Source organism: Cellulomonas cellasea, from assembly GCF_030372105.1.
GTDB lineage: Bacteria > Actinomycetota > Actinomycetes > Actinomycetales > Cellulomonadaceae > Cellulomonas_A > Cellulomonas_A cellasea_A.
Genome location: NZ_JAUDBQ010000005.1, coordinates 145407 through 168872 on the forward strand (window position 1 = coordinate 145407; position 23466 = coordinate 168872).

General features: G+C 72.6%; 23 protein-coding genes. 17 read left to right on the forward strand and 6 right to left on the reverse strand.

Going from position 1 to position 23466, the window contains the following annotated elements; translation table 11 throughout:
- The first annotated feature begins 123 nt into the window (after positions 1–123).
- From QUV83_RS06800 to QUV83_RS06825, 6 genes are read left to right on the forward strand one after another with little or no spacing between them, the layout of a single operon-like run.
- The gene (locus tag QUV83_RS06800) at positions 124–1212 is read left to right on the forward strand and encodes a polyprenyl synthetase family protein (RefSeq protein WP_289563431.1); all 1089 of its coding nucleotides are present in this window, start codon (positions 124–126) and stop codon (positions 1210–1212) included.
- A complete protein-coding gene (locus QUV83_RS06805) occupies positions 1212–2105 on the forward strand; it encodes a phytoene/squalene synthase family protein (protein WP_289563432.1) in 894 nt (297 codons plus the stop codon). The genes QUV83_RS06800 and QUV83_RS06805 overlap by 1 nt, the downstream gene beginning before the upstream one ends.
- The gene (gene crtI, locus QUV83_RS06810; RefSeq protein ID WP_289563433.1) at positions 2102–3763 is read left to right on the forward strand and encodes a phytoene desaturase family protein; all 1662 of its coding nucleotides are present in this window, start codon (positions 2102–2104) and stop codon (positions 3761–3763) included. Before QUV83_RS06805 ends, crtI begins: the two co-directional genes overlap by 4 nt.
- Complete coding sequence (locus QUV83_RS06815) at positions 3760–4125, forward strand: lycopene cyclase domain-containing protein (protein WP_289563434.1); 366 nt, start codon at positions 3760–3762, stop codon at positions 4123–4125. Before crtI ends, QUV83_RS06815 begins: the two co-directional genes overlap by 4 nt.
- The gene (locus tag QUV83_RS06820) at positions 4122–4523 is read left to right on the forward strand and encodes a lycopene cyclase domain-containing protein (RefSeq protein ID WP_289563435.1); all 402 of its coding nucleotides are present in this window, start codon (positions 4122–4124) and stop codon (positions 4521–4523) included. Before QUV83_RS06815 ends, QUV83_RS06820 begins: the two co-directional genes overlap by 4 nt.
- Positions 4520–5389 (forward strand): prenyltransferase, encoded by an 870-nt coding sequence (locus QUV83_RS06825; protein ID WP_289563436.1) that lies wholly within the window; start codon positions 4520–4522, stop codon positions 5387–5389. The genes QUV83_RS06820 and QUV83_RS06825 overlap by 4 nt, the downstream gene beginning before the upstream one ends.
- A 12-nt stretch (positions 5390–5401) precedes the next feature.
- On the opposite strand, the gene QUV83_RS06830 is transcribed toward QUV83_RS06825, so the two are convergent.
- Complete coding sequence (locus tag QUV83_RS06830) at positions 5402–6163, reverse strand: 5'/3'-nucleotidase SurE (RefSeq protein ID WP_289563437.1); 762 nt, start codon at positions 6161–6163, stop codon at positions 5402–5404.
- 56 nt (positions 6164–6219) lie between these two features.
- On the opposite strand from QUV83_RS06830, the gene QUV83_RS06835 reads away from it, so the two are divergent.
- Together QUV83_RS06835 and QUV83_RS06840 are read left to right on the forward strand one after the other, a co-directional pair.
- Positions 6220–8076 carry a mechanosensitive ion channel domain-containing protein gene (locus QUV83_RS06835; protein WP_289563438.1) on the forward strand — a complete coding sequence of 619 codons (1857 nt, stop codon included), beginning with the start codon at positions 6220–6222 and terminating at the stop codon, positions 8074–8076.
- 144 nt (positions 8077–8220) lie between these two features.
- The gene (locus QUV83_RS06840) at positions 8221–8502 is read left to right on the forward strand and encodes an adhesin (RefSeq protein WP_289563439.1); all 282 of its coding nucleotides are present in this window, start codon (positions 8221–8223) and stop codon (positions 8500–8502) included.
- A gap of 71 nt (positions 8503–8573) precedes the next feature.
- On the opposite strand, the gene QUV83_RS06845 is transcribed toward QUV83_RS06840, so the two are convergent.
- Positions 8574–9347, reverse strand: coding sequence for an SDR family NAD(P)-dependent oxidoreductase (locus QUV83_RS06845; protein ID WP_289563440.1), 774 nt, complete (start codon positions 9345–9347; stop codon positions 8574–8576).
- A gap of 29 nt (positions 9348–9376) precedes the next feature.
- Positions 9377–9844 carry a hemerythrin domain-containing protein gene (locus QUV83_RS06850; protein ID WP_289563441.1) on the reverse strand — a complete coding sequence of 156 codons (468 nt, stop codon included), beginning with the start codon at positions 9842–9844 and terminating at the stop codon, positions 9377–9379.
- A gap of 263 nt (positions 9845–10107) precedes the next feature.
- On the opposite strand from QUV83_RS06850, the gene QUV83_RS06855 reads away from it, so the two are divergent.
- The gene (locus tag QUV83_RS06855; protein WP_289563442.1) at positions 10108–11010 is read left to right on the forward strand and encodes a hypothetical protein; all 903 of its coding nucleotides are present in this window, start codon (positions 10108–10110) and stop codon (positions 11008–11010) included.
- Here QUV83_RS06855 and QUV83_RS06860 read toward each other — a convergent pair.
- Positions 10997–11608, reverse strand: coding sequence for a TetR/AcrR family transcriptional regulator (locus QUV83_RS06860; protein ID WP_289563443.1), 612 nt, complete (start codon positions 11606–11608; stop codon positions 10997–10999). The genes QUV83_RS06855 and QUV83_RS06860 overlap by 14 nt on opposite strands.
- Before the next feature lie 105 nt (positions 11609–11713).
- On the opposite strand from QUV83_RS06860, the gene QUV83_RS06865 reads away from it, so the two are divergent.
- On the forward strand, positions 11714–12793 hold the full coding sequence (locus tag QUV83_RS06865) for a YhgE/Pip domain-containing protein (RefSeq protein WP_289563444.1): 1080 nt from the start codon (positions 11714–11716) through the stop codon (positions 12791–12793).
- A gap of 28 nt (positions 12794–12821) precedes the next feature.
- Here QUV83_RS06865 and QUV83_RS06870 read toward each other — a convergent pair whose 3' ends face one another.
- A complete protein-coding gene (locus tag QUV83_RS06870; RefSeq protein ID WP_289563445.1) occupies positions 12822–13712 on the reverse strand; it encodes an aldo/keto reductase in 891 nt (296 codons plus the stop codon).
- A gap of 168 nt (positions 13713–13880) precedes the next feature.
- Here QUV83_RS06870 and QUV83_RS06875 point away from each other — a divergent pair, with 168 nt between their 5' ends.
- The 5 genes from QUV83_RS06875 to QUV83_RS06895 all read left to right on the forward strand — a co-directional run bounded on the left by QUV83_RS06875 (position 13881) and on the right by QUV83_RS06895 (position 18118).
- Positions 13881–14768, forward strand: coding sequence for an MmyB family transcriptional regulator (locus QUV83_RS06875; protein ID WP_289563446.1), 888 nt, complete (start codon positions 13881–13883; stop codon positions 14766–14768).
- Between the two features lies 1 nt (position 14769).
- A complete protein-coding gene (locus QUV83_RS06880; RefSeq protein ID WP_289563447.1) occupies positions 14770–15429 on the forward strand; it encodes a flavodoxin in 660 nt (219 codons plus the stop codon).
- Between the two features lie 21 nt (positions 15430–15450).
- The gene (locus tag QUV83_RS06885) at positions 15451–15834 is read left to right on the forward strand and encodes a hypothetical protein (protein ID WP_289563448.1); all 384 of its coding nucleotides are present in this window, start codon (positions 15451–15453) and stop codon (positions 15832–15834) included.
- Between the two features lie 149 nt (positions 15835–15983).
- Positions 15984–16697, forward strand: coding sequence for a LytR/AlgR family response regulator transcription factor (locus QUV83_RS06890; RefSeq protein ID WP_289563449.1), 714 nt, complete (start codon positions 15984–15986; stop codon positions 16695–16697).
- On the forward strand, positions 16694–18118 hold the full coding sequence (locus tag QUV83_RS06895) for an ATP-binding protein (protein WP_289563450.1): 1425 nt from the start codon (positions 16694–16696) through the stop codon (positions 18116–18118). Before QUV83_RS06890 ends, QUV83_RS06895 begins: the two co-directional genes overlap by 4 nt.
- On the opposite strand, the gene glf is transcribed toward QUV83_RS06895, so the two are convergent.
- Entirely contained in the window at positions 18101–19279 is a 1179-nt protein-coding gene (gene glf / locus QUV83_RS06900) for a UDP-galactopyranose mutase (RefSeq protein ID WP_289563451.1), read from the reverse strand. The genes QUV83_RS06895 and glf overlap by 18 nt on opposite strands.
- Before the next feature lie 249 nt (positions 19280–19528).
- On the opposite strand from glf, the gene QUV83_RS06905 reads away from it, so the two are divergent.
- A complete protein-coding gene (locus QUV83_RS06905) occupies positions 19529–22450 on the forward strand; it encodes a glycoside hydrolase family 3 C-terminal domain-containing protein (protein ID WP_289563452.1) in 2922 nt (973 codons plus the stop codon).
- Positions 22447–23466, forward strand: coding sequence for a glycosyltransferase family 2 protein (locus QUV83_RS06910; protein WP_289563453.1), 1020 nt, complete (start codon positions 22447–22449; stop codon positions 23464–23466). The genes QUV83_RS06905 and QUV83_RS06910 overlap by 4 nt, the downstream gene beginning before the upstream one ends.

Genomic DNA, 23466 nt, shown 5'->3' on the forward strand with positions numbered 1-23466 from the left:
CGCCCACCCTACCGCCGGACATTTCGGGCCTGCCGAGGATCGCCGCAGGTGGGAGCCTGGAGCACGGGTTAGCGATCTAGGCGATCCTCAGTATGCTGAGCATCCCGATGTGAGGAGGGGGCCGTGAACGAACAGGTCAGCACCGCCGAGTCCCGCACCTCTGCCCGGGAGGTCGACGCTGGCATGGCCGCGACCACCGCAGTGCTCGACCGGTACCTCGCGGGCCGCCGGGACCGCGCCGCGCACGTCGCCCAGCCCTACGCGCAGCTCTGGGCGGACGTCTCCGACCAGGTGGGCGGCAAGCTCATGCGCCCCCGGCTCACCCTCACGGCGTACCTCGGCCTCGGCGGCACGGACCTCGACGCCGTCGCGCCCGTCGCCGCCGCGCAGGAGCTCGTGCACACCGCGATGCTCACCCACGACGACCTCCTCGACCATGACGAGGTGCGCCGGGGCCGGCCCAACATCGCCGGCGCCCACCGCGCCCGGCTCGCGGCGGCCGGCGTGGTCGGACCCGTGGCCGACGACCAGGTGCTGGCCGCCGGGCTGCTCGGCGGGGACTTGGCCCTGGTGTCCGCGTTCGACCTCGTCGCACAGGCCCCCGTCGACCCCGCGCTGCGGGTGGCAGTCGTCGCGCTCATGGCCCGCACCCTCGGCGCCACCGTGGCAGGCGAGCTGTTGGACGTCGGCGCGGAGCTGCGCGACCCCTCCGACGTCGACCCGCTGCGGATCGCCGAGCTGAAGACCTCTGCATACTCGTTCACGGCGCCCCTCGTCGCCGGCGCGCTGCTCGCCCGGGCTCCAGCCGAGACGCATAGCCGGCTCGAACGGTTCGGCGACGCGCTGGGAGTGGCGTTCCAACTCGTCGACGACGACCTCGGCGTGTTCGGCGACCCGGCGCGCACCGGCAAGTCAGCGCTCTCCGACCTGCGCGAGGGCAAACGCACCGAGCTGCTGCGCCTGACATACCTGCTCGCCGACGACGACGGGCGCGCGCTGCTGGACCGACGCGTGGGCGACCCCGGGCTGGATGAGGACGGCGCCGCCCAGGTCCGCGCCCTGATGACCGTGTGCGGAGCGCGGGACCGGGCGCTCGCGCTGGCCGGGGGAGCGGCGCGTGCCGCCCGGGAGTGCGCGGAGCAGACCCTGCCCGACCCCCTCGCGGGAAGCCTCGTCGCGCTGGTCGACGAGTTGGACGGGCGGGGAAGCTGATGCGCGGCACGGCAGTCGACCTCTACGACCGGACCGCGGCACGAGCCAGCCGCGTGGTGCTCGCCGGGTACTCGACGTCCTTCGGGATGGGCGCCCGGCTGCTCGGGCGGCAGGCCCGCCATGACATCGAGGCCGTCTACGCGCTGGTGCGGATCGCCGACGAGGTGGTCGACACCCATCGCGGCGCGGACGCCGGGCCGCTGCTGGACGAGCTCGAGGCGCAGACCGCCCGCGCCCTCGAGTCGGGCTACTCCACGAACCTCGTGGTGCACGCCTTCGCCGCCACGGCCGCGCGCACCGGCATCGGGCATGCCGAGCTCGACCCGTTCTTCGCGTCCATGCGCGCCGACCTGACGGTGCGGGTGCACGACCAGGAGAGCTACGCGCGGTACGTGTACGGGTCCGCGGAGGTGGTCGGGCTCATGTGCCTGGCGGTGTTCCTCAACGCCGATCGGCCCCCGGGCGAGCCTGTGCGGCGGCCCGACGCGGCGCTCTCGGCGGGCGCCCGGGCCCTGGGCGCCGCGTTCCAGAAGATCAACTTCCTGCGCGACCTGGGCGCGGACTCCGGGGAGCTCGGCCGCTGCTACTTCCCGGGGGTGCGGCCGGGGGCCCTGCGCCAGGAGGATCTCGACCAGATCCTCGAGGAGATCGGGCAGGACGTGCGGGTGGCCAGGGCCGCCCTGCCCGGGCTGCCGCACCGCGCGCGGATGGCCGTCGCCGCGACCCTCGGGCTCTACGAGGCGCTCCTGACCCGGCTGGCGGCCACCCCACCGGACGAGCTGCTGGAGCGCAGGCTGCGGCTGGGGGGACCGCGCAAGGTGGCGGTGGTGGTGCGGGCAGTGGCCGGCCAGGCGGGCGGCAAGCCGCCGCAGGGGATGAGGGTGGGCGCATGAGGCGGGTCGTGGTCGTCGGCGGCGGCATCGGAGGGCTCGCGACGGCGGCGCTGTTGGCGCGCGGCGGCGCGGACGTCACGCTGCTGGAGCGGCACGCGCAGGTCGGCGGCAGGGTGGGCTCCGCGTCCTTCGACGGGTTCCGCTTCGACACCGGGCCGTCCTGGTACTTCATGCCGGAGGTCGTCGAGCACCTGTTCGCGCTGCTCGGCGAGCGCGTCGAGGACCACCTGGACTTGGTGCGACTCGACCCGGCCTACCGGGTGTTCCCGGAGCCCGCGGGCCCCGGTCCCGCCGCGATACTGGAGGTCGCAGCCGACGCCGAGCTGAACTGGAAGGCCTTCGACGCGCTCGAGCCCGGCGCCGGCGAGGCGATGCGCGCCTACGCCGCCGAGTCCAGCGAGGCGTACCGGATCGCGCTGGACCACTTCCTCTACACGACGTTCCAGCGGCCTGACCGAGCGCTGTCCGCCGAGGTGCTGCGTCGGGCGGGGACCCTCGCGGGGCTGCTCACCCGGCCCCTCGCTGACAAGGTGGCCGACGTCGTCGAGCACCCGGTGCTGCGCCAGGTGCTCGGATACCACGCGGTCTTCCTGGGCTCGTCGCCCTACCGGGTGCCCGCCCTGTACTCGCTGATGAGCCACCTCGACCTGGTGGACGGCGTGCGCTACCCGCGCGGGGGGATGTACACGCTGATCGAGGCGCTGCAGCGCATTGCCCGCGACCAGGGCGTGCGCATCCGCACCGGCGCCGATGTCGCGTCCATCGAGGTGGAGCCCGCCACGCGCAGCCTGCGGCATCCTCGGCGCACCGGCGTCGCATGCGGTGTGCGCCTCGCGTCCGGCGAGCTGGTCGAGGCCGACTTCGTGGTGTCCGGGGCCGACCGGCACCACACCGAGACCGCGCTGCTGGGCGCCCGCCACCGCTCCCTGCCCGAGCCGTGGTGGCGCGACCGCGGGCCGGGGATCTCGTCGATGCTGGTCATGGCGGGCGTGCGGGGCGAGCTGCCCGAGCTGGCGCACCACTCGCTGTTCTTCACGCGCGACTGGACCGGGAACTTCGACGACATCCTGGGCCGGCGCAAGGGCGCGGACCCCTCGACGCTGCGCGTGCCGCAAGTCGCCTCCGCGTACGTGTCGCGGACCACCGCCACCGACCCCAGCGCCGCGCCGCCCGGCCACGAGAACCTGTTCCTGCTGGTCCCGTTCCCGGCCGACCCCACGCTGGGCGCCGACGCGGACTCCCGCGCGCGGCTCGAGGCGCACGCCGACAGGTTCCTCGACCAGGTGGGCGCATGGGCGGGCATCGACGACCTGCGCGGACGTGTCGTCACCCGGCGGGTGGTGGGGCCCGCGGACTTCGCACGGGACTTCTCCGCATGGCGGGGCACGGCCCTCGGCATGGAGCACACGCTGCGGCAGAGCGCGATGTTCCGACCCGGCGACGCGTCGCCGCGCGTCCCCAACCTGCTGCACGTCGGGGCTGGCACGATTCCCGGGGTGGGACTGCCGATGTGCCTGATCAGCGCCGAGCTCGTGGCCAAGCGCCTGCTCGGCGAGACGTCGCCGCGCCCGCTTCCGGCGCCCCTGCGCCGCGGGTTCCTGGACGCCGCGCTGCCCCGCGGCCTGTGGTCCCAAGCCGCCACCGGCAGGCGCCCGTGATAGGCCTCTCCTACCTCGGCGCCCTGCTGGTCTCCCTGGGCGGGCTCGCGCTGCTGGACCGCGCCCACCGGCTCGCGTTCTGGTCCGACTGGCGGCGGTCCGCCCTGTGCGTGGGCATAGGCGTCGTGGGATTCCTGGCGTGGGACGGCGCGGGGCTGCTGCTCGGCATCTTCGCGCGCGGCGACAGCCCGCATATGACGGGCCTGCTGCTGGCGCCCGAGCTGCCAGTGGAGGAGGCGTTCTTCCTCGCGCTGCTCTGCTACCTGGCGCTGCTCGCATGGCGCTGGTTCGACAGGTCCGCCGCCGGGCGGGAGCACGGCCAGAGGGCCGAGCCCAGCGAGACGGCGGAGCGCGACCGATGACCAACGCCGTGCTCAACGTCGCGGTGCTCGCCGCACTGTGCCTGGTGTGCGCGCCGGTGCTGCGCCGGCTGCGCGGCTGGGCGGTGGTCTGGACGGTGGCGCACCTGCTGATGCTCACGGTCATCTTCGACACCCTGATGATCGACGTGGGCCTGTACGCCTACGAGCCCTCGAAGATCCTGGGCGTGTGGGTGTGGGGCGCCCCGATCGAGGACTTCGCCTACCCGGTCGCCGCGGGCATCGCCATGCCGGTGCTGTGGACGGTGCTGGGGCGCCGGCGGCGCGACCGGGCCTCCGACGCGCGCGCGCCAGGCCACTCGTCCGACAGCTCGGCGTCCGACAACTCGGCCGCTGACAGGCTGGCGGCCGACAGGCCAGTCGACGGGACCGACGTGTGAGGCAGGTGGTCGCCGCCTCGCGGCCGTTCTCCTGGATCAACACCGCCTACCCGTTCGCCGCCGGGTACCTCGTCGCCACGGGCGGCCGCGTTGACGCGCTGCTCATCGTCGGCACGCTGTTCTTCCTGGCGCCCTACAACCTGCTGATGTACGGCGTGAACGACGTCTTCGACTATGCCTCCGACCTGCGCAACCCGCGCAAGGGCGGCATCGAGGGGGCGCTCGCGGACCCCGCCGTCGCGCAGAAAGTGCACCGGCGCATTTTGTGGGCCTGCGTGGTGACGACGGCGCCGTTCACGGTGTGGCTGCTCGGCCAGGGCTCCGTGGGCGCGGGGATCACGCTGCTGGCAGTGCTGTTCCTGGTGGTCGCGTACTCGGCGCCGGGGCTCCGCTTCAAGGAGCGGCCCGTGCTCGACTCGTTCACCTCGGCGATGCACTTCGTCGGGCCGCTGCTGTACGCGCTGGTGCTGGTGGGCGCGGACCTGGCGGCGCGCGCCGTGTGGCCGGTGCTGGTCGCGTTCACGCTGTGGGGCATGGCGTCCCACGCCTTCGGCGCCGTGCAGGACGTCCGGGCGGACCGCGAGGGCGGCATCGCGTCGGTGGCGACAGTGCTGGGCGCCCACGCCACAGTCGTCGCGGCCACCGGCGCCTACCTGCTCGCGGCCGCGGTGCTCGCGGTGCTCCCGTGGCCGGGTTGGCTGGCGGCGCTGCTGCCGCTGCCCTACGCGCTGAACGCGGCGGTCTTCTGGTCGGTGCGCGACGCGGACTGCGAGCGCGCGAACCGCGGGTGGCGGCGCTTCCTGTGGCTCAACCTGGTCACCGGGTTCCTGGTGACGATGCTGCTCATCGCGGACGCGCTCGGCTGACGCGCCGACGGCTCAGCCGGGCAGCGTGACCGGCCCGAGCGGCGAGGCGTCGTCGGAGGTCGGTGGGTTCACCAGGGTCAGGGTGGCCCAGCCGCGTTTGAGCAGCGCCGCGTCCGTGTCGTCGTCGGGCGACTCGTCGGGCCCCGAGTAGGTCACCACCACCTCGCCGCCGTCACGCTCCTCCACATGGGCCTGCGCGGCCCCGAACTCCGCGAGCCGCGCGCGCCGCACCCCGAGCAGCTCCGACAGGGGCAGGTCGGGCACGTTGAGGTTCGCCACCCGCCCCCGCGAGCGGGCGGAGAGCAGCACGCGCAACGTGGCGAGCGCGCATGCCTCGGCGGTGTCCCAGTGCTCGGGATCGGCCGCCGCCAACGACACGGCGAGGCCCTCGATGCCATGCGTCGCGGCCGTGAACACCGCGCCCACAGTGCCCGAGTGCAGCACCGCCCGGCCCGTGTTGGGCCCGCGGTTGACGCCCGAGAGCACGAAGTCCGGGGGCAGGCCGAACCGGCCCCGGGCGGCGGCGAGGGTGATCAGCCCGGGGGTGGCGTCGACGGCGACGCACGGCACACCCTCGGGGAGGCCAGGCGCGCGGGCCTCCACCGCCTCGATGCGGCCGAAGTGCTCGGCCCCGGTCAGCGCCGCGCTCGAACCCGACGCGTCGTGCGCGGGCGCCGCCACCAGCACCTCGGCGCCCAGGGCTTGCGCCGCGCGGGCCAGCACCGCGAGGCCGGGCGACGCGACCCCGTCGTCATTCGTCACCAGGACGCGCATGGCATGACCCCTTCCGCCCATGGGCGGCCGCCGCCCACCGTGCTTACGCTGACATGATGACCCTGGCCTTCGCGGTCGACGATCCGAGCGAGGTCGTCGTCCCGGCTCTCGTGCTGGTCGCGTGCGCCGTCGGAGCCCTCCTCGCGGCCGCGATCGTCTCCATCATCGCGCGGCGCGTGGCGCGGCGGTACGCGATCGCGGCCGACCTGACCAGGCGGTCCCGGGCGCCCCTGCAAGTGACTTTCCTGCTGATCTCCGTGTGGATCGGCATCTGGCTCTCCACCGACCCGGCACGCTGGACCCGCGTCGTCGGGCACGCGTTGTTCATCTCCCTCATCGTGTCCGTGTCCTGGCTGGTCGGCACGCTCGCGTTCGTGGCCGAGGACGCGATGCTCAACCGGTACCGGATGGACGTGCCCGACAACCGTCAGGTGCGCCGCATCCGCACCCAGATCACCGTGGTCCGCCGCATCACCGTGGCCGTCCTGGTGATCTGCGCGTTCGCGGGCATCCTCATGACGTTCCCGGAGGCCCGCGGCGTCGGCGCGAGCGTGTTCGCCTCGGCCGGGCTGCTGTCGATCGTCGCGGGCCTCGCCGCGCAGAGCTCCCTGGCGAACTTCTTCGCCGGCGTGCAGCTCGCGTTCACCGACGCGATCCGGGTCGACGACGTGGTGATCGTCCTCAAAGAGTGGGGGCGCATCGAGGAGATCACGCTGACGTACGTCGTGGTGCACATCTGGGACGACCGGCGCCTGATCCTGCCGTCCACCTACTTCACCACCACCCCGTTCGAGAACTGGACGCGGCGGGCGGCCGACCTGCTCGGCACCGTCGAGATCGACGTGGACTGGGACGTGCCCGTCGAGGAGGTGCGCGCCGAGATGTCCCGGCTGCTCGCCAGCACTCCCCTGTGGGACCGCCGGGTGGGCGTCATGCAGGTGACCGACGCGACGCTGGGCTACGTGCGGCTGCGCGCGCTGGCGAGCGCCCGTGACGCCGGCACGCTGTTCGACCTGCGCTGCTTCCTGCGTGAGGGGCTGGTCGAATGGCTCCGGACCGAGGCGCCGCAGTCCCTCCCGCGCACTCGCACCGTGGCCGTGGTGACCATGGCGGACGAGGGCGAGGCGGACGAGGGCGAGGCGGACGAGGGCGAGGGGGACGTCGAGGCGTCGGCGCCGCGCGGCCTGCGCCGGTGGGTCCCGACCTCCCGGGCGCCTGCCGGCCCGGCGCCCGAGCGGGCCGCCGCCCCGACGACGGCGGCGGCGAAGGGCGCGACGGCCGGGCACGCGCCACCCGGCATCGTGGGGCGCCGCAGTGCGAAGGTGGCAACACGCGCGCGGGCCGAGCAGCCTGAGCCGCGCGGCTCGGATGAGACGCAACGCATCGACCTCACCAGCGACTCGAGCCTGTTCACGGGGAGCATCGAGGCCATCGAGAGGTCTCGGGCGTTCTCGGGCCCGGGGGAAGGCGTGATCGCCGAGCGCGAGGAGCACGCCGCGCGAGACGAGGCGCGGCGTCGCGAGGCCGCGGGGCAGCACGAGGCGGGGCAGCCCGAGGCAGGACAGAAGGAGGCGGGACAGGAGGAGGCGGGCGATGGCGAGGCGGGGGAGGGCGACGGTGCTCGACCCGAGGGGCCTGCCGGGCGCGAGGAGGGCGGGGACGTCGAAGGGCGCGGCGAGGACACCCGGCTGGGCGAGGAGCGGGCCCGAGCTCAGGGCCTCCAGCCGCGTCCGAGCAAGCCGCCCGTCGTCCCGCCCCCGGGGCGCCCCCCACGCCGTTCGGCCCTCCCCGAGCAACGCTCCCTCGGGGAGGGGCCACTCGGCGGCGGCTCCGACGGGCCTGGCGAAGGGGCTGGCGACGGGCCTGGTGACGGGCCCGGCGAGGGGTCGGGAGGCGGCGGCGAGCAGTCCTGAGGCGCGGGATCGGGTCTCGCTCAGCGGACACCCGGTTGCGCCCCCGAGGGGTCCTTGTGACGGTGGACGGGTCCGAAGGCGCCTGCTGCTGCCGCACCCCGGTGCGGTGTCGCGGCGTCCTCACCGGAAACGAGAGGAGCACCCGTGCTCACCCTGACCGAGAACGCCCGCAGTGCAGTCGCCGATCTCACCTCGAAGGCGGGCCTGCCCGACTCGGGCGGTCTGCGGATCGCGGAGTCACCCGACCAGATCGGCAGTTTCGAGCTCTCGCTCGTCACCGAGCCCGTGCCCGGCGACGACGTGATCACGGAGGGGGCGGCACACGTGTTCGTCTCGCCGGAGACCTCGACGACCCTCGCCGACCAGGAGCTCGACGTGGAGAGCACGGCGGGCAGCGCGGGGTTCCGACTCACCCCGCAGGCGTAGGCCAGCACACGTCGGCACAGGGCGGCGCCCGAAGGGGCGCCGCCCTGTGCTGTGCTCGGGGGACGGCGGGATCAGTCCGGGCTCATGCCGCAGGTGAGGTTCACGATCGCCCCGTTCATGGCCCGGGCGCCGCCCTCGGCCAAGAAGACCGCCATCTGCGCCACGTCGGCCAACGTGGGCAGCGACTTGCTGCTGGTGAGCGACTCGAGGAATTGCGCGAACTCGTCGACCGGCATCGGCAGGTCGGGGGTGTCGCCCAGGGTGTCGAGGATGCGCTGCGGCCGCAGGCAGACCACGCGCACGCCCGAGGGGCCGACTTCAGCGGCGAACGTGCGGGTGAGGGCCTCGACGGCCGCGCAGGCGGCGGCGAACCCTCCGACGCCCGCGATCGACATCCGCGCGGGGGAGGCGGAGAGCGTCAGGATGGTCCCGCTGCCCTGCGACGTCATCTGACGGGCCGCGGCCCGCGTGGTGAGGAACTGCGTCCGGAGCCAGCTCGCAGCGGGCGCGAGCACGTCGTCCAGGCTGATCTCCAGCAGCGGGACGCCCTGGACCAGCGGGATGCCCGCCGCGTTCAGCATCACGTCGAGGCTGCCAGCGGCCGCGACCACCGCCTCGGTGTGCGCTGTCACGGCTGCCTCGTCGGACGCGTCGACCTCGGCGACATGCACGGGGGCGGAGGTCAGCGCGCGCACCCGGCCCGCCGTCGCGTCGACGGCCTCGGCGTGGCGGCCGGCGAGGAAGAGCTCCGCCCCCCGACGCGCGAACTCCTCGGTGACGGCCGCGCCGATCGCGCCGCCCGCCCCGTGGATGACGACCTTCTGCGGGTGTGCGCCAGTGGCCATGGGGTCGCTCCGTTTCCTGGTGAGGCGGTTCAGAGCGGGCCGAGAACCGCCTGGGGCTCCGCGTCGAGCTCCAAGGTGGAGAGGATGTCGAGGAGCTGGCGCTCCTCATAGCGGAAATGCGACTCCATGATCGCGGCGAGCCCGTCCAGGTGCTGCTGGAGCTCTTCCACCGGGGCGGAACGGCCGAGGGCCCGGTCGAGCCGCCCGAGCAGTGACGCGATCGTGTCGTGGTCCTCCCGCAGCCTCGCGATCGTGGGCCGCAGCGCCGGCCAACGCGCGGACAGCTCGGGGAACAGCGCGACGTCCTCGCTGGCGTGGTGGGCGCTGAGGGCGGTGCAGAACCCGTGGCAGTACAACAGCAGGTCGGTGCGCGCCGAGCCTGTGTCGCCGGAGTCGAGCGCGTCGCGCGTCACACGCAGCGCGTCGCGCAGCCGCTGATGGGCCGCCGCCAGCTCACGGTTCCAGGCGACGAGCCTGCTCTTCTCCTGCTCGGTCACGTGCCCACCTGCCGGGTCCGACGCCTCCATGCCTGGCGCAGTCCGCCATCGACACGCGACGCTGCGCAAAACGTATCAATCCCACCGGAAGTCGGCACTGGCGGCCTCCCGTCACTGGAACGCGCGCGCCGCTCACCCGTCGCCCTGGCGCCATTCCCGCCCGTGGGCGATGTGGGCCGCGATAGGTTCCGGGCTTCACTCCGACCTCGACCCGGCCGATCCTCGGCCGGCCAGCGGGCATCGGCGCAGAGAGGGCGGTGCTCGTGGGCTGGTTCGGTCGGCGCAAGGGCGAGCAGGAGGGGCCTGCCGACGAGGCCCTGCCGATGCTCACCGTGGAGCAGGCGGCGCGGTTCACCGCCGCGGCTCAGCGGGCGTTCGCGGAGGCGGGTATGGAGACCGTCCTGGACGGCGGTGTGCTGCGGGCGTCGGAGGGCGTCCTGCCCCTCCACAGCATCGCCACCAGGGCCGCCGCGGTCCCTGAGCGGGAGTGGCCAGCGCTCCTGGCCCAGCACGCTGGCGTGATGGCGCCTGCCCTGCGGGGCTCGCTCGACCCGGAGCCCATCCGTGACGAGCAGGTCTACCTGCGGGTCCTCGAGCGCGACGCGATCCCGGGCGGCATGGAGGTGGGCGACGACGTGGCCGGCGACCTGGTGGCGGTGCTCGGCGTCGACTACCCGGACCGTGTGGAGACGCTGAGCGGCGCGAAAGCGGTCGACAAGCTCGGCGGGTGGGAGTCGGTCCGCGAGACCGGGCTGCGCAATCTCCGGGCGCTGGCCGCCGAGCAGGTGAAGGCGTACGCCCTCAACACCGGGGGCGACCTGCACGTCAGCACCGGCGGGTACTTCCACGCCAGCCGACTCCTCGTGCTCGGGGACGTGCTCGCCGCCGACTTCAAACTCGAGCGCCCCCGCCACGGCGTGCTGGTCGCGGCGCCGAACCACTCCTTGATCATCGTGCACCCCATCGAGGGCCTCTCGGTGCTCGACGCGATGCGGACGCTGATCGGCATGGCCGCCGATCAGTCCAACGGTCCCGGCGGGCTCAGCGACAACGTGTTCTTCTGGCGGGACGGCGTCCTCGAGCAGGTCACCCGCCGATCCGAGGACGGTGGCGTCACGGTCGCCGCGACGGGGGCGTTCGGGGAGGTCCTCGCTACGTTCGGCTGACGGCGTCGTCCTCGCGCCCGGCGGTCAGCAGGGGGAGGCAGAGGGTGTCGACGAGGTCCGCCATAGTCGCCTCGTCGACGCGACCGGCGAAGAGCAGCTCGTGGCGCATGAGGGCGAGGGGGAGCGAGACGACGCGCGGCGGCAGCTCGCCGGGCGGGATCTCGCCGCGCTCGCGGGCGGCGTCGATCACGGCGCCGAGGATCTCGTTCGCCGCGGCGGACGTCATCTCGGCGAGCTGGGGCAGCAGGTCGTCGCCGACCTCGGCGATGAGGCCGCGCAGGGTGTCCAGGCCGATGAGCTCGAACCGCTGCACGAACGCGGCCCCGACGGCCAGGAGGTCGCCGCGCAGGCTGCCGGTGCTGGCCCGGGGCAGGTCGGCCACGGTGTGCCTGACCCAGGCGTCCACCACCATCTGCGCGCGCGAGGAGTAGCGGCGGTAGATCACGGGCTTGCCCGTCCGGGCCCGCCGCGCGACGCCCTCGAAGGTCAGGCCGGCGTAGCCGCGCTCGGCGAGCTCGCCGCGCACGGCCTCGCGGATCGCCTCGTCGAGCTCGTCGCCGTTGCGGCGCGTGGCCTTGGCCGCCTCGTCAGTCGTCACCCTCACCACATCCCCGTAGGTACGTTGCGTTCCCTCGGGTGGGCAGTCTACCGTCGGACCGTCAGCACGGTACGTGCCGTGTCGTAAGCCCGGAGAGGCCACCCCATGAACACCTCGGCGCCGCAGCCCTCCCGGCTGCGCTGGATCAAGCCGTTCGCCGTCCTGCTGGCCGCGCTCGGCATGGGCGCCCTGCTGATGGCCCCCATGGTCGGGATGGAGCCGCGCGACCTGCCGATCGCGCTCGTCAACCTCGACGAGGGCGTCAGCACCGCGCAGGGGCGGCTCGACGCCGGCGCCCAGGTGGTCGACGCGATCGGGGGCGACGACGCCGACGGGATGATCGCCTGGCAGGCACTGAGCGACCAGGCGGCGCTCGATCAGGCGCTCGAGGACAACGACGTGTACGCCGCGTTCGTCGTGCCCGCCGACTTCAGCGCCTCGCAGATCGCCGCCACGCTGGGCCAGGGCGAGGCGAGCCCGGTGACGCTCGTCGTCAACGAGGGCAAGAACCTGATGGTCACCAACCTGCTGTCCGGCCAGATCGCCGCGCTGACCGCGGGCTCCGACCTGGCGCTCGCCACCCAGGCCCACCACGAGGTGCCCGACTCGCTCGCCCTGCTCGCGAGCTTCCTGCCGATGGTCTTCATGATCCTCGCGTACATCTCCTCGTACGCCACGGGCATCGTCATCCGCTCGACGTTCCCGCTGGGCGCCACCGGCCGGGTGCGGACGATGGCCACGCAGCTCGCCGTCGCCGCGCTCGCGGCCATCGCCATCGGCATCGCCGGATCGGCCATCCTCACCGCCATGGTCGACGTGGACATGTCCGTGCTCGACGCCGCGCCGTTCATGGCGATCGCGTCCTTCGCGCTCATGACGCTGGTGATCGGCTCGGTGAACTGGATCGGCATGGCGGGGATGGCCGTGCCCGTGGCGATCCTCGTGCTGGGCCTCGGCACCGCCAACCTGCCCTTCGAGTTCCTGCCGGGCTTCTGGCAGGACCTCGTCTACCCCTGGAACCCGCTGCGGCTCCTGGCGGAGGGCGCCCGGGCCCTGCTGTTCCAGGGCGCCGGATGGTGGAACGCCGCCACGCCCGGGCTGGTGGCCACGGCCGTCGTGGGGGTCGGGCTCGTGACGACCTCCGTGCTCGCACGGCGGCGGACCCGCGAGGCGGCTGCCGCCTGACGGGTCCGCCGGGACGCGGCGAGGACGCTCAGGCCTCGGGGATGGGGCGGCCGAACGACTCCAGGGTGATGTCCGCCGGGTCGGGCCCGCGGCGCACGCCCTGGTCGAGCGCGTCGACCTGGGCGATCTCCTCGCCGGTGAGCTCGAAGTCCAGCACATCGAAGTTCTCCCGGATGCGGGCGGGCTTCGTCGACTTGGGGATCGCGGAACGGCCCTCCTGCAGGTGCCAGCGCAGCATCACCTGCGCTGGGGTCTTGCCGTGCGCCTCGGCGATGCGGGTGATGGTCGGGTCGTCGAACGTGCGCGTGCCCGTCTCGCGGTAGGCGGTGATGCCGCCGATCGGCGACCAGGCCTGCGTGACGATGCCGCTCGCCGCGTCGGTGGACTGCACATCGGGCTGCTGGAAGTACGGGTGCACCTCGACCTGGTTGACCGCGGGCACGACGCTCGCCGACGCCAGCAGCCGGTCCAGGTGCTCGGGCATGAAGTTGCTGACGCCGATCGCGCGGACCCGGCCATCGGCCAGCAGCGCCTCCAAGGCGCGGTACGCCTCGATGGTGAGGTCGAAGCGGCTCGGCAGCGCCTGATGCAAGATCAGCAGGTCGATCTGGTCGAGCCCCAGCTTGGCCGCGGACTTGTCGAACGCGTGCAGCGTCTGGTCGTAGCCGTAGTCGCTGATCCACACCTTCGTCTCCACGAAGACCTCGGCCCGGTCGATCCCCGACTCGGCGATCGCGCGGCCGACCTCACGCTCGTTGCCGTACGCCGCGGCCGTGTCGATCAAGCGGTAGCCGGTGTCCAGCGCGGTGCGGACGCTGGCGACCGTCTCCTCGGGCGGGGTCTGGAAGACGCCGAAGCCCAGCGCCGGCATGGTGACGCCGCCCGTCAGCGTGATGGTCGGCACGGAGGTGGTGGTCATGAGTGCTCCTGTCGTGGTGGGGGACGCGGGCCCCTGGTCGGGCCCCGCTGGCGCGCTCCGTCCAGCAGATCAGACGCGGGACGCCTCCGCCCTATGGGTGGGGAGCCCTGCTGATAGGGGTACTGGCAGTGCGTGGCTACCGCGCCGCCGGGCTCGTACCGTCGAGGGATGGACCATCGAGAAGAGGTGCGGGACTTCCTGGCCTCCCGTCGCGCGCGACTGACGCCTGCCGACGTGGGGCTGCCCGCGACGATGGGGAGGCGGCGGGTGCCAGGGCTGCGGCGCGACGAGGTCGCGGTGCTCGCCGGCGTCTCCTCCGAGTACTACGCCCGACTGGAGCGCGGGAACCTCGCAGGCGCCTCAGACGCCGTGCTGGACGCGCTGGCCGCGGCGCTGCGCCTCGACGAGGCCGAGCAGCTCCACCTGCGCAATCTCGCGCACGCCGCCAACCAGCCGGCCCGCAAACGGTGCACGCCAACCCGGGCGGCCTCCGTCCCGCCGTCCTTGCAGCGCGTGCTCGACTCGATGACCACCGCGCCCGCGTACCTGCACGACACCCGGCTCGACATCGTCGCCGCGAACGACCTGGCCCGAGAGCTCCACGCACCGGTCTACGACTTCGCGCGCGCCACCGGCGCCCCGCCGAACACCGCCCGGTTCGCGTTCCTCGACCCCGCGGGACGCTCGTTCTACGCCGACTGGGAGCAGGTCAGCCGCGACTGCGTGGCCGCCCTGCACAGCGCAGCCGGGCGCAACCCGTTCGACAAGCCGCTCAGCGACCTCGTCGGCGAGCTCTCCACCCGCTCGGACCACTTCCGCGCGCTCTGGGCCACACACGACGTGCGGCTGCACCGCACCGGGGTCAAGCGCCTGCGCCACCCCGATGTCGGCGTGCTGGCCCTCGACTACGACGTGATGCAGGTCGTCCAGGAGCCCGGCCTGATGCTGGTCGCCTACAGCGCCGCGCCCGGCTCGGCCGAGGCGGACGGGCTCGCGCTACTCGCCTCGCTCGCGGCGACCCGCCGGGACGCCGCCACCACGGCGCCCGGGGCGTGACGTGGCGATCACCCGCCGCGCAGCCCTGCACACCGCCCTCGCCAGCGCGGCCGCCCTCGCGCTCGCCGCATGCGCCAACCCCGAGGGCCGCGCCCCGACCACCACGGAGCCGTCACCCATGACCACGCCGACCAGCGGCCGCACGCTGCTCGTGTGCTTCTCACGCACCGGCGAGAACTACTGGGACGGCGGCCGCCGCGACCTCGACGTCGGCAACACCGAGGCCCTCGCCGTGATGATCGCCGCCCGCACGGGCTGCGACCTGCACCGCATCGAGGCCGCCGACCCGTACCCGCACGGCTACGACGACACCGTCGCGCGCAACGTGCGCGAGCAGGACGCCGACGCGCGGCCGGCCATCGCCGGCGACCTGCCAGACCTCGCCGGCTACGACACGGTGATCCTCGCCAGCCCGATCTGGAACGTGCGCCCGCCGATGATCATGTCGACCTTCGCCGAGTCCGTGCCGCTCGGCGGCAGGACGCTGCTGCCCGTCACCACCCACGCCATGAGCGGGCTCGGCCGCGCCGTGGAGGTCTACGCGGCGCTGGCCCCTGAGGCGACGATCGGCGAGGGGCTGGCGGTGCGCGGCGAGCAGGTCGCGGAGGCCGGGCCGGAACTGGACCGGTGGCTGAGCGTGGTTGGGCTCATCCCGGCCTGACCACCCGCTAGCCTCGGCGCCGTGCAGACAGTGGCGGCGACGACCGCGTGTGTGACCCTCGGCGCCCTGAGCGTCTTCCAGCTCTGCCTCGCGCTCGGCGCGCCCTGGGGGCGGTTCGCGTGGGGCGGGCAGCACGAGCGGGCCCTGCCGACCCGGTTGCGGGTGGGAAGTGCGGTCTCGGTGCTGGTCTACGCGGTCTTCGCGGTGGTGCTGTTGGATCGGGCTGGCATGGTCGACGTGCTCCCGGACGGGTTCACGCGGCCGGCGTCGTGGGTGCTGACGGCCTACTTCGCGGTCGGCGTGGTGATGAACGGGATCTCCCGGAGCCGGTCGGAGCGGGCCGTCATGACGCCTGTGGTGCTGGTCCTGGCGGTGTGCTCGCTGATCGTGAGCCTGGGGAGCTGACCCGGGATCTGGCCCGCTGCCCGGCGGCTAGGCGGGCCGACGGCGTCAGCGGGCCCGCCTGCCTGCTCGGATGACACCCCGGATGCCCGTCGCCTACCATCGCCTCGGACTCGCCAGACCGGCGCGCACGACCACGTCGGGGAAGCACAGTGATCAGGATCGGCATCGTCGAGGACGATGCAGCGAGCTCGGCCCTCTTGGTCGACTACCTGCGTCGGTACCAGGACGAGCACCACGAGCCGTTCGACATCTCGATGTTCACGGACGGCAGCCAGGTGGTGTCCGGCTACCGGCCGGTCTTCGACATCCTGCTGCTCGACGTGCAGATGCCGAACCTCGACGGGTTCAGCGCCGCGGAGCGCATCCGGCAGGTCGACCAGGACGTGGTGATCGTGTTCATCACCAACATGACCCAGCACGCCATCCGGGGCTATGAGGTCGACGCGTTGAGCTACGTGCTCAAGCCGGTGTCGTATTTCGCGTTCTCGCAGGAGATCAAGCGGTCGATCTCCCGGTTGCGGCGCCGGGCCGCCGACTATGTGCTGCTGACCGTCGACGGGGGGCTGGTGCGCGTCGCGACGAGCGACATCGTGTACCTCGAGAGCGCGAAGCACCGCACGCTCGTGCACACCATCGACGGCAGGTACTCGGTGGTGGCGCCGCTCAAGACGATGGAGGCCGAGCTCGAGGGCCGCGGCTTCTTCCGCAGCAACAGCGGGTACCTGGTGAACCTGCGCCATGTCCTGGCCGTCCGGCAGAACAGCGCCGAGATGGTGGGCGGCCATGACCTGCTGATCAGCCGCCCCCGCAAGAAGGCGTTCCTCGCGGCGCTCACCGACTACATCGGCGAGCGGAACGCGTGATCCTCGAGACGCTCCCGGACATCCCCCGGGTCCTCACCGGGCTGGCCGAGTGGCTGGCGTGCCTGCTGTACGTGCTGCTGCGCCGCAACCGGGTGCATGGCTCACGGCTCGTGCTGCTCGCGGTGGTGGCGCTGGCCGCGCAGATCGGTGTGCAGGAGCTCGCGGGGACGCTTCCCCTGGCCCTCTGGCCTGTGGGGATGTTCGCCGCGGTGGCCTGCATGTACGGGTTCATCGTGACGGCGACCCGGGTGTCGGCGCGTGACGCGGGGTACTTCTGCGCCCGGGCCCTCGTCCTCGCCGAACTCGTCGCGGCCCTGCACTGGCAGATGCACTGCTTCTTCTTCCTCCACGACGAGAGCTCGTGGCTCGGGGGGAAGGGCATGTTCTTCGTCGCCGTGTACGCGTCGGCGTTCTGCGCGGTGTTCCTCATGGAGTCGCGGCATTTCCGCCGCGCGCAGCCGCTGGACGTGAGCCTCAGCGAGCTCGCCTCCGCGGGCGCCATCGCCCTGGTGACGTTCTTCATGAGCAACATCAGCTTCCTGAACGCGAACACCCCGTTCAGCGGGCGGCTCGGGCTGGAGATCTTCTACATCCGCACCCTGGTGGATCTGTGCGGCTTCGTGGCGCTGTACGCCCAGCAGGGGCAGCGACTGCAGCAGCGCGCCCGCGCCGAGGTGAAGTCGATCGACGGGATCCTGCGGATCCAGCATGAGCAGTACCTGCAGTCCAAGCGCAGCATGGAGGTCGTCGAGCGCAAGTACCACGACCTCAAACACCAGATCGGCGTGATCCGCGCGGAGGGCGACCCGCAGAAGAGGGCGTCCTTCCTCGACGACCTCGAGGCCAGCATCAGGGACTACGGGGCGCAGGCGGACACCGGCAACGGGGTGCTCGACGTCATCCTCACCACCAAGGCCATGGAATGCGCGGAACGGGGCGTCGACCTCACGTACGTGGCCGACGGCGCGCTGCTCGAGTTCATGTCGGCGATGGACGTCTCGGCGGTGTTCGGCAACGCGCTCGACAACGCCATCGACGGCGCGATGCAGGTGTCCGACCCGGACCGCCGGCTGATCAAGATGGCGCTGTTCGCCCGCGACAGCTTCGTGGTGATCACGTTCGAGAACTCGTTCACCGGCGAGCTGCGGATCGAGAACGGCGACATCGTGACCCGCAGGGCGGACCGTGACCGGCACGGCTACGGGCTCAAGTCGATTCGCTACACCGCGGAGAAGTACGGCGGCTCGATGACCGTCAACACCGAGGACGACTGGTTCGTGCTGCGGATCCTGCTGCCGATGCCGGCGGCGCGCCCGAGGCCCGGCGCCTGGCGGTCGCACGCCACCCGGTCCGTCGGCTCAGCGCCCGCCGGCTCAGCGCCCGCCGGCTCAGAATCCGCCGGCTCAGCGCCCTCGCGCTGAGCGGAGCCCGGTCCCTGCCGTGACCGCCCCCTGGCCCCAGAACTGCAGCGCCGACGCGATGGCCATGTGCATGTCGAGGTACAGGTAGCTGCCGAGCCGCCCGCCGAAGTGCACTCCGGGCTCGTCCTCGGCGAGCTCGCGGTACTGGCGCAGGCGCTCGCGGTCGGCGGGGGTGCTCACCGGGTAGTACGGCTCGTCGTCGGGCCCGGCGGGCCGGGAGAACTCGCGGGCGATGACAGTCCGGTCCTGCGCGTGGCGGTCCTCCCGCTCGGGGTGGAAGTGCCGGAACTCGTGGATGCGCGTGTACGGCACGTCCAGGTCCGGGTAGTTCATGACGCTGGTGCCCTGGAAGTCGCGCACGGGCAGGGTCTGCGTCTCGAGGTCCAGGGTGCGCCAGGCGAGCGGCCCCGCGCTGTGGTCGAAGTACCTGTCGACGGGCCCGGTGTAGACGATGGGCGCCTGCCCGCGCACGCGGTCCTTGGAGAACGGCTGGGTGGGGTCGAAGAAGTCGACGCCGAGCCGCACATCGATGCGCGGGTGGGACGCCATGGCCTCGAGCCAGGGGCCGTACCCGTGGGCGGGCAGGCCCTCATATGTGTCGGAGAAGTAGCGGTTGTCGTACGTGTACCGCACGGGCAGCCGGGCGATGACCGACGCCGGCAGCTCGCGCGGGTCGGTCTGCCACTGCTTGTGGGTGTACCCGCGGATGAACGCCTCGTACAGCGGGCGGCCGATGAGCGCGACGGCCTTGTCCTCGAGGTTGGCGGCGGACTCGGCGTCGACGCCGGCCTGCGCGGCCTGCTCTGCGATGAGCGCCTGCGCGGCGGCGGGGCCCATCGCGGCGTGGAAGAACTGGTTGAGGGTGCCCAGGTTGATGGGCAGCGGGTACACCGTCCCGGCGTGCGTGCTGAAGACGCGGTGCCGGTAGTCGGTGAACGCCGTGAAGCGCCGCACGTACTGCCACACCCGTTCGTTCGAGGTGTGGAAGATGTGCGACCCGTAGCGGTGCACCTCGATGCCGGTGGCCTCGTCGACTGAGCTGTAGGCGTTGCCGCCCAGGTGGTCGCGTCGGTCGATGACGACGACGTCGAGACCGGACTGGGCCGCCTGCTCGGCGACCGTCAGGCCGTACAAGCCGGCGCCGACGACGAGCAGGTCCATCTGGGGCCTCCGGATCGGGTGGGGGTGGGTGGCGGGAGCGTCCCGCGTGGCGGCAGCAGTCTAGGTCGCCTCCCCGTGCGCTCCCTCGGCGGCCACCTCGGCGGCCTCGCGCAGGCTCGTGTGGTCTACTCCGGCCGCGCCCACGCACTCGCCCGCGCCCCCGTCCTCGGAGGGCGTGGCCGAGCCGCGCCCGGGCGCTGCCGCCGGATCACAGCGGCATTCGATGAGAGTGTGCGAAGGAGTCTCTTCGTGAGCAGCGAAGTGGCGAAGAGGCCGATGTCCCACCGGAAGCACCTGGCCGTGTGGGTCCCCGTGCTCGGGGGCGGCCTCGTCCTCGTGGTCGCCGCGAACGTCCTGCTCGGGGTCTACTCCCATTGGGTCGCCTCGCAGCTCGGCGCGGGAACCCACACGATCACCAACGCCGACGCCGCGGCGGGCTGGGACACCGCCTACTACGCGTCGGACCACGCGACTGCCGAGGAGGCGACGGCCGCGGCCGAGGCCGTGGCGGAGTCGATCGAGGCCGAGGGCGTCGTCCTGCTCAAGAACGCCGCGCATGCCCTCCCGCTCAGGGGCGACGGGCTCAGGGGCGACGGGCTCAAGGTGACGCTGCTGGGCCGCGGCGCGGCGGACCCGGTGTACGGCGGCGCGGGCTCGGGCTCCACCGACACGAGCACGGCGGTGGACGTGCGCGCGGGCTTGGAGCGTGCGGGCCTCGAGGTGAACGGCACGGTCTACGACCTGCTGGCCGACCACGCCGACGCGCACCCCCGCGGGAGCATCGCCATGGACTCGCCCGCCGAGTCGACCCACCACATCGGCGAGATGCCCGTCGCGGGCTACACCGACGCCGCTGTCGCGAGCTTCGCGGACTACGGCGACGCGGCGGTGGTGGTGGTCAGCCGCGCGGGCGGCGAGGGCGGCGACCTGGCGACGAGCATGGCGGGCTGGGATGAGCACCACGTCGCCAGCCAGCACCAGCTCGAGTTGAGCCTTGACGAGCGGCAGACGATCGCGCTCGCGGAGCAGCACTTCGAGACGGTGGTCGTGCTCGTGAACGCGAGCACCAGCATGGAGCTGGGCCCCGTGCAGGACGACCCGGGCGTCGACGCCGTGCTGCAGGTCGGCTCGCCGGGCCAGAGCGGCTTCATCGCCGTCGGCCAGGTGCTGACGGGGGCGGTCAACCCGTCCGGTCGCACCGTGGACCTCTACGCGGCGGACTTCACGCAGGACCCCACGTTCCCCAACGTCGGCGACTTCCAGTACACGGGACTCGACAGCCCCACGGGCGACGGCTACCTGGTGCAGTACGAGGAGGGCGTCTACCTCGGCTACCGCTACTACGAGACCGCCGCCGTCGAGGGCTTCCTCGACTACGACCAAGCCGTGGTGTACCCGTTCGGCCACGGCCTGAGCTACACCTCGTTCGACTGGCAGGTCACCGGCACGTCGCTGGGCGGCGTCGACGGGCGCATCTCCGTGGACGTCGAGGTGGCCAACACCGGCGCCGTCGCGGGCAAGGACGTCGTCGAGCTGTACTACTCGCCGCCGTACACCCCGGGCGGCATCGAGAAGCCCGCGGTGGTGCTGGGCGCCTTCGAGAAGACCCGCCTGCTGGCGCCAGGGGAATCGCAGACGCTCACGCTCGACTTGGCCGTCGAGGACCTGGCGTCCTACGACCACCGGGGCGAGCGGGCGTACGTGCTCGAGGCCGGGGACTACCAGGTCACCCTGCGGACGGACTCGCACACCGTCGCGGCGGGCATCGAGCCGATCACGTACACGGTCGACGAGACGGTCGTCTACCGCGGCGCGAACCACCGCTCCAGCGACGACGTCGAGGCCACGAACCAGTTCGACGACGTCTCCGCGGCGTTCACGGACACCCCGGAAGAGGGCAAGGGCCTCAACCTGTCGCGCGCGGACTTCGCCGGCACATTCCCGACGGCCCCGACGTCCGCCGACCTGGCCGCGTCCGACGAGGTCGTCGCCGGGTTCGCCGCCTACGACCACGCCGCCGCCGCGGCGGCCTCGGACGCCGAGATGCCGACGCAGGGCGCCGCGGGGGACCTGGGCCTCATCGACCTGCGCGGCCTGGACCACGACGACCCGCAGTGGGAGTCCCTGCTCGACCAGCTCACCGTCGAGGAGATGACCGACGTCATCCTCAACGGCGCGTACCAGACCGGGGCGATCGGCAGCATCGCCAAGCAGGCCACCAGTGACGTCGACGGCCCGGCCGGGTTCAGCTCGTTCATCAACGACGCGGTCTCCGGTGTCGCCTACCCGTCGCAGGTCGTCGTCGGGCAGACCTGGAACACGGGCCTCGCCCACGCGATGGGCGTCGCGATCGGCGACGAGGGCCTGGCCCTGGGCGCCAACGGCTGGTACGCGCCGGCGGTCAACCTGCACCGCTCCCCGTTCGGCGGCCGCAACTTCGAGTACTACTCCGAGGACCCGGTGCTCTCCGGCGAGCTGGCCGCGCAGGTCGTCTCGGGCGCCGCGTCCCAGGGCGTCTACGCCTTCGTCAAGCACTTCGCGTTGAACGACCAGGAGGCGCACCGCGTCGATAACGGCATCGCGACGTGGGCCAACGAGCAGGCGATCCGCGAGATCTACCTCAAGCCGTTCGAGATCGCGCTGAAGAACGCCTCGGCGCAGCTCGAGTACCTCGCCGATGACGAGGGGACCGTCGCCACGCGCGAGATCGGGGCGACGGCGGTCATGAGCTCGTTCAACCGCATCGGCGCCACCTGGGCCGGGGGTTCCGAGGCGCTCATGAGCACCGTCCTGCGGGACGAGTGGGGCTTTCGCGGCATGGCGATCACGGACTTCAACCTCTACGGGCACATGGACCCCGACCAGGGGCTCAAGGCCGGCTCCGACCTGATGCTCACCTTCCAGCCGATGAAGTCGCTCGCCGACACCACCAGCGCCGAAGCCGTCTCGAACATCCGCGAGGCAACGCACAACATCCTGTACACCGTCGCGAACTCGAACGCCATGAACGGCATCGCGCCCGGCGCGGAGCTCCACTACTCGCCGCCGGCCTGGCGCTACTGGCAGGTCGCCGTCAGCGCCGTCGTCGGCATCCTGCTGGCGCTCGGCACGGTGAGGGTCGTCCGCCGGGTCCGCACGGGCTCGGACCTGTCGGGATCGGTGTCGTCATGACGCCGGTGCTCACCGTCGTCGTCCCCGCCTACAACGCCGAGGCGTATCTGCGCCGCAGCCTCGACTCGATCGTGGGCGCCGGGCCGCTCGTCGAAGTGCTCGTCGTCGACGACGGCTCCACCGACGGCACCGCCGCACTCGCCCAGGAGTACGTCGACGCGCATCCCGACGCGGTCCGCCTGCTGCGCAAGCCGAACGGCGGGCACGGGTCGGCGATCAACACCGGCCTCGCGCACGCTCGGGGGCACTACCTCAAGGTGCTCGACGCCGACGACTGGCTCGACGCCGACGCCTTCGCCGAGGTGCTGGCCACCCTGGCGGGGTTCATCGCCGGGGGACGCGGGGTCGACCTGCTGGTCAGCAACTTCGTCTACGAGAAGCAGGGCAAGAGGAACAAGACCGTCGTGCGGTACGACGGCGCCCTGCCGCGGCGCCGCGAGCTGCGCTGGTCCCAGACCCGGCGGTTCGGCAAACGCCAATACCTGATGATGCACGCCCTGATCTACCGCACCGACGTGCTGCGCGCCGCGGGCCTGCGCCTGCCCGAGCACACGTTCTACGTCGACAGCCTCTACGCGCTGGTGCCGCTGGCCCACGTGCGGACCCTGTACTACCTGGACGTCGACCTGTACCGGTACTTCATCGGCCGCGAGGACCAATCGGTGCAGGAGGCCGTGATGCTCCGGCGCCTCGACCAGCAGCTCCGGGTCAACTGGCTGCTGCTCGAGCACGTCCGCACCACCCCGGTGGCCGACCGGCGGCTGCGCGCGTACCTGCTGCACTACACGGCGATCATCTGCGCCGTGTCATCGATCCTGCTGATCCGCGCGAACACCCGGCAGAGCCTCGCGGAGCGGGACCGGCTGTGGCGCGAGCTGCGGGCCGCCGACCCGCGGCTGTACCGCCGTGTGCGGTGGAGCGTGTTCGGCCAGGTCAGCAACCTGCCCGGGCCGGCCGGCCGACGGGTGTCGGTGCTGGCCTACCGCGTCGCGCAGCGGATGGTCGGGTTCAGCTAG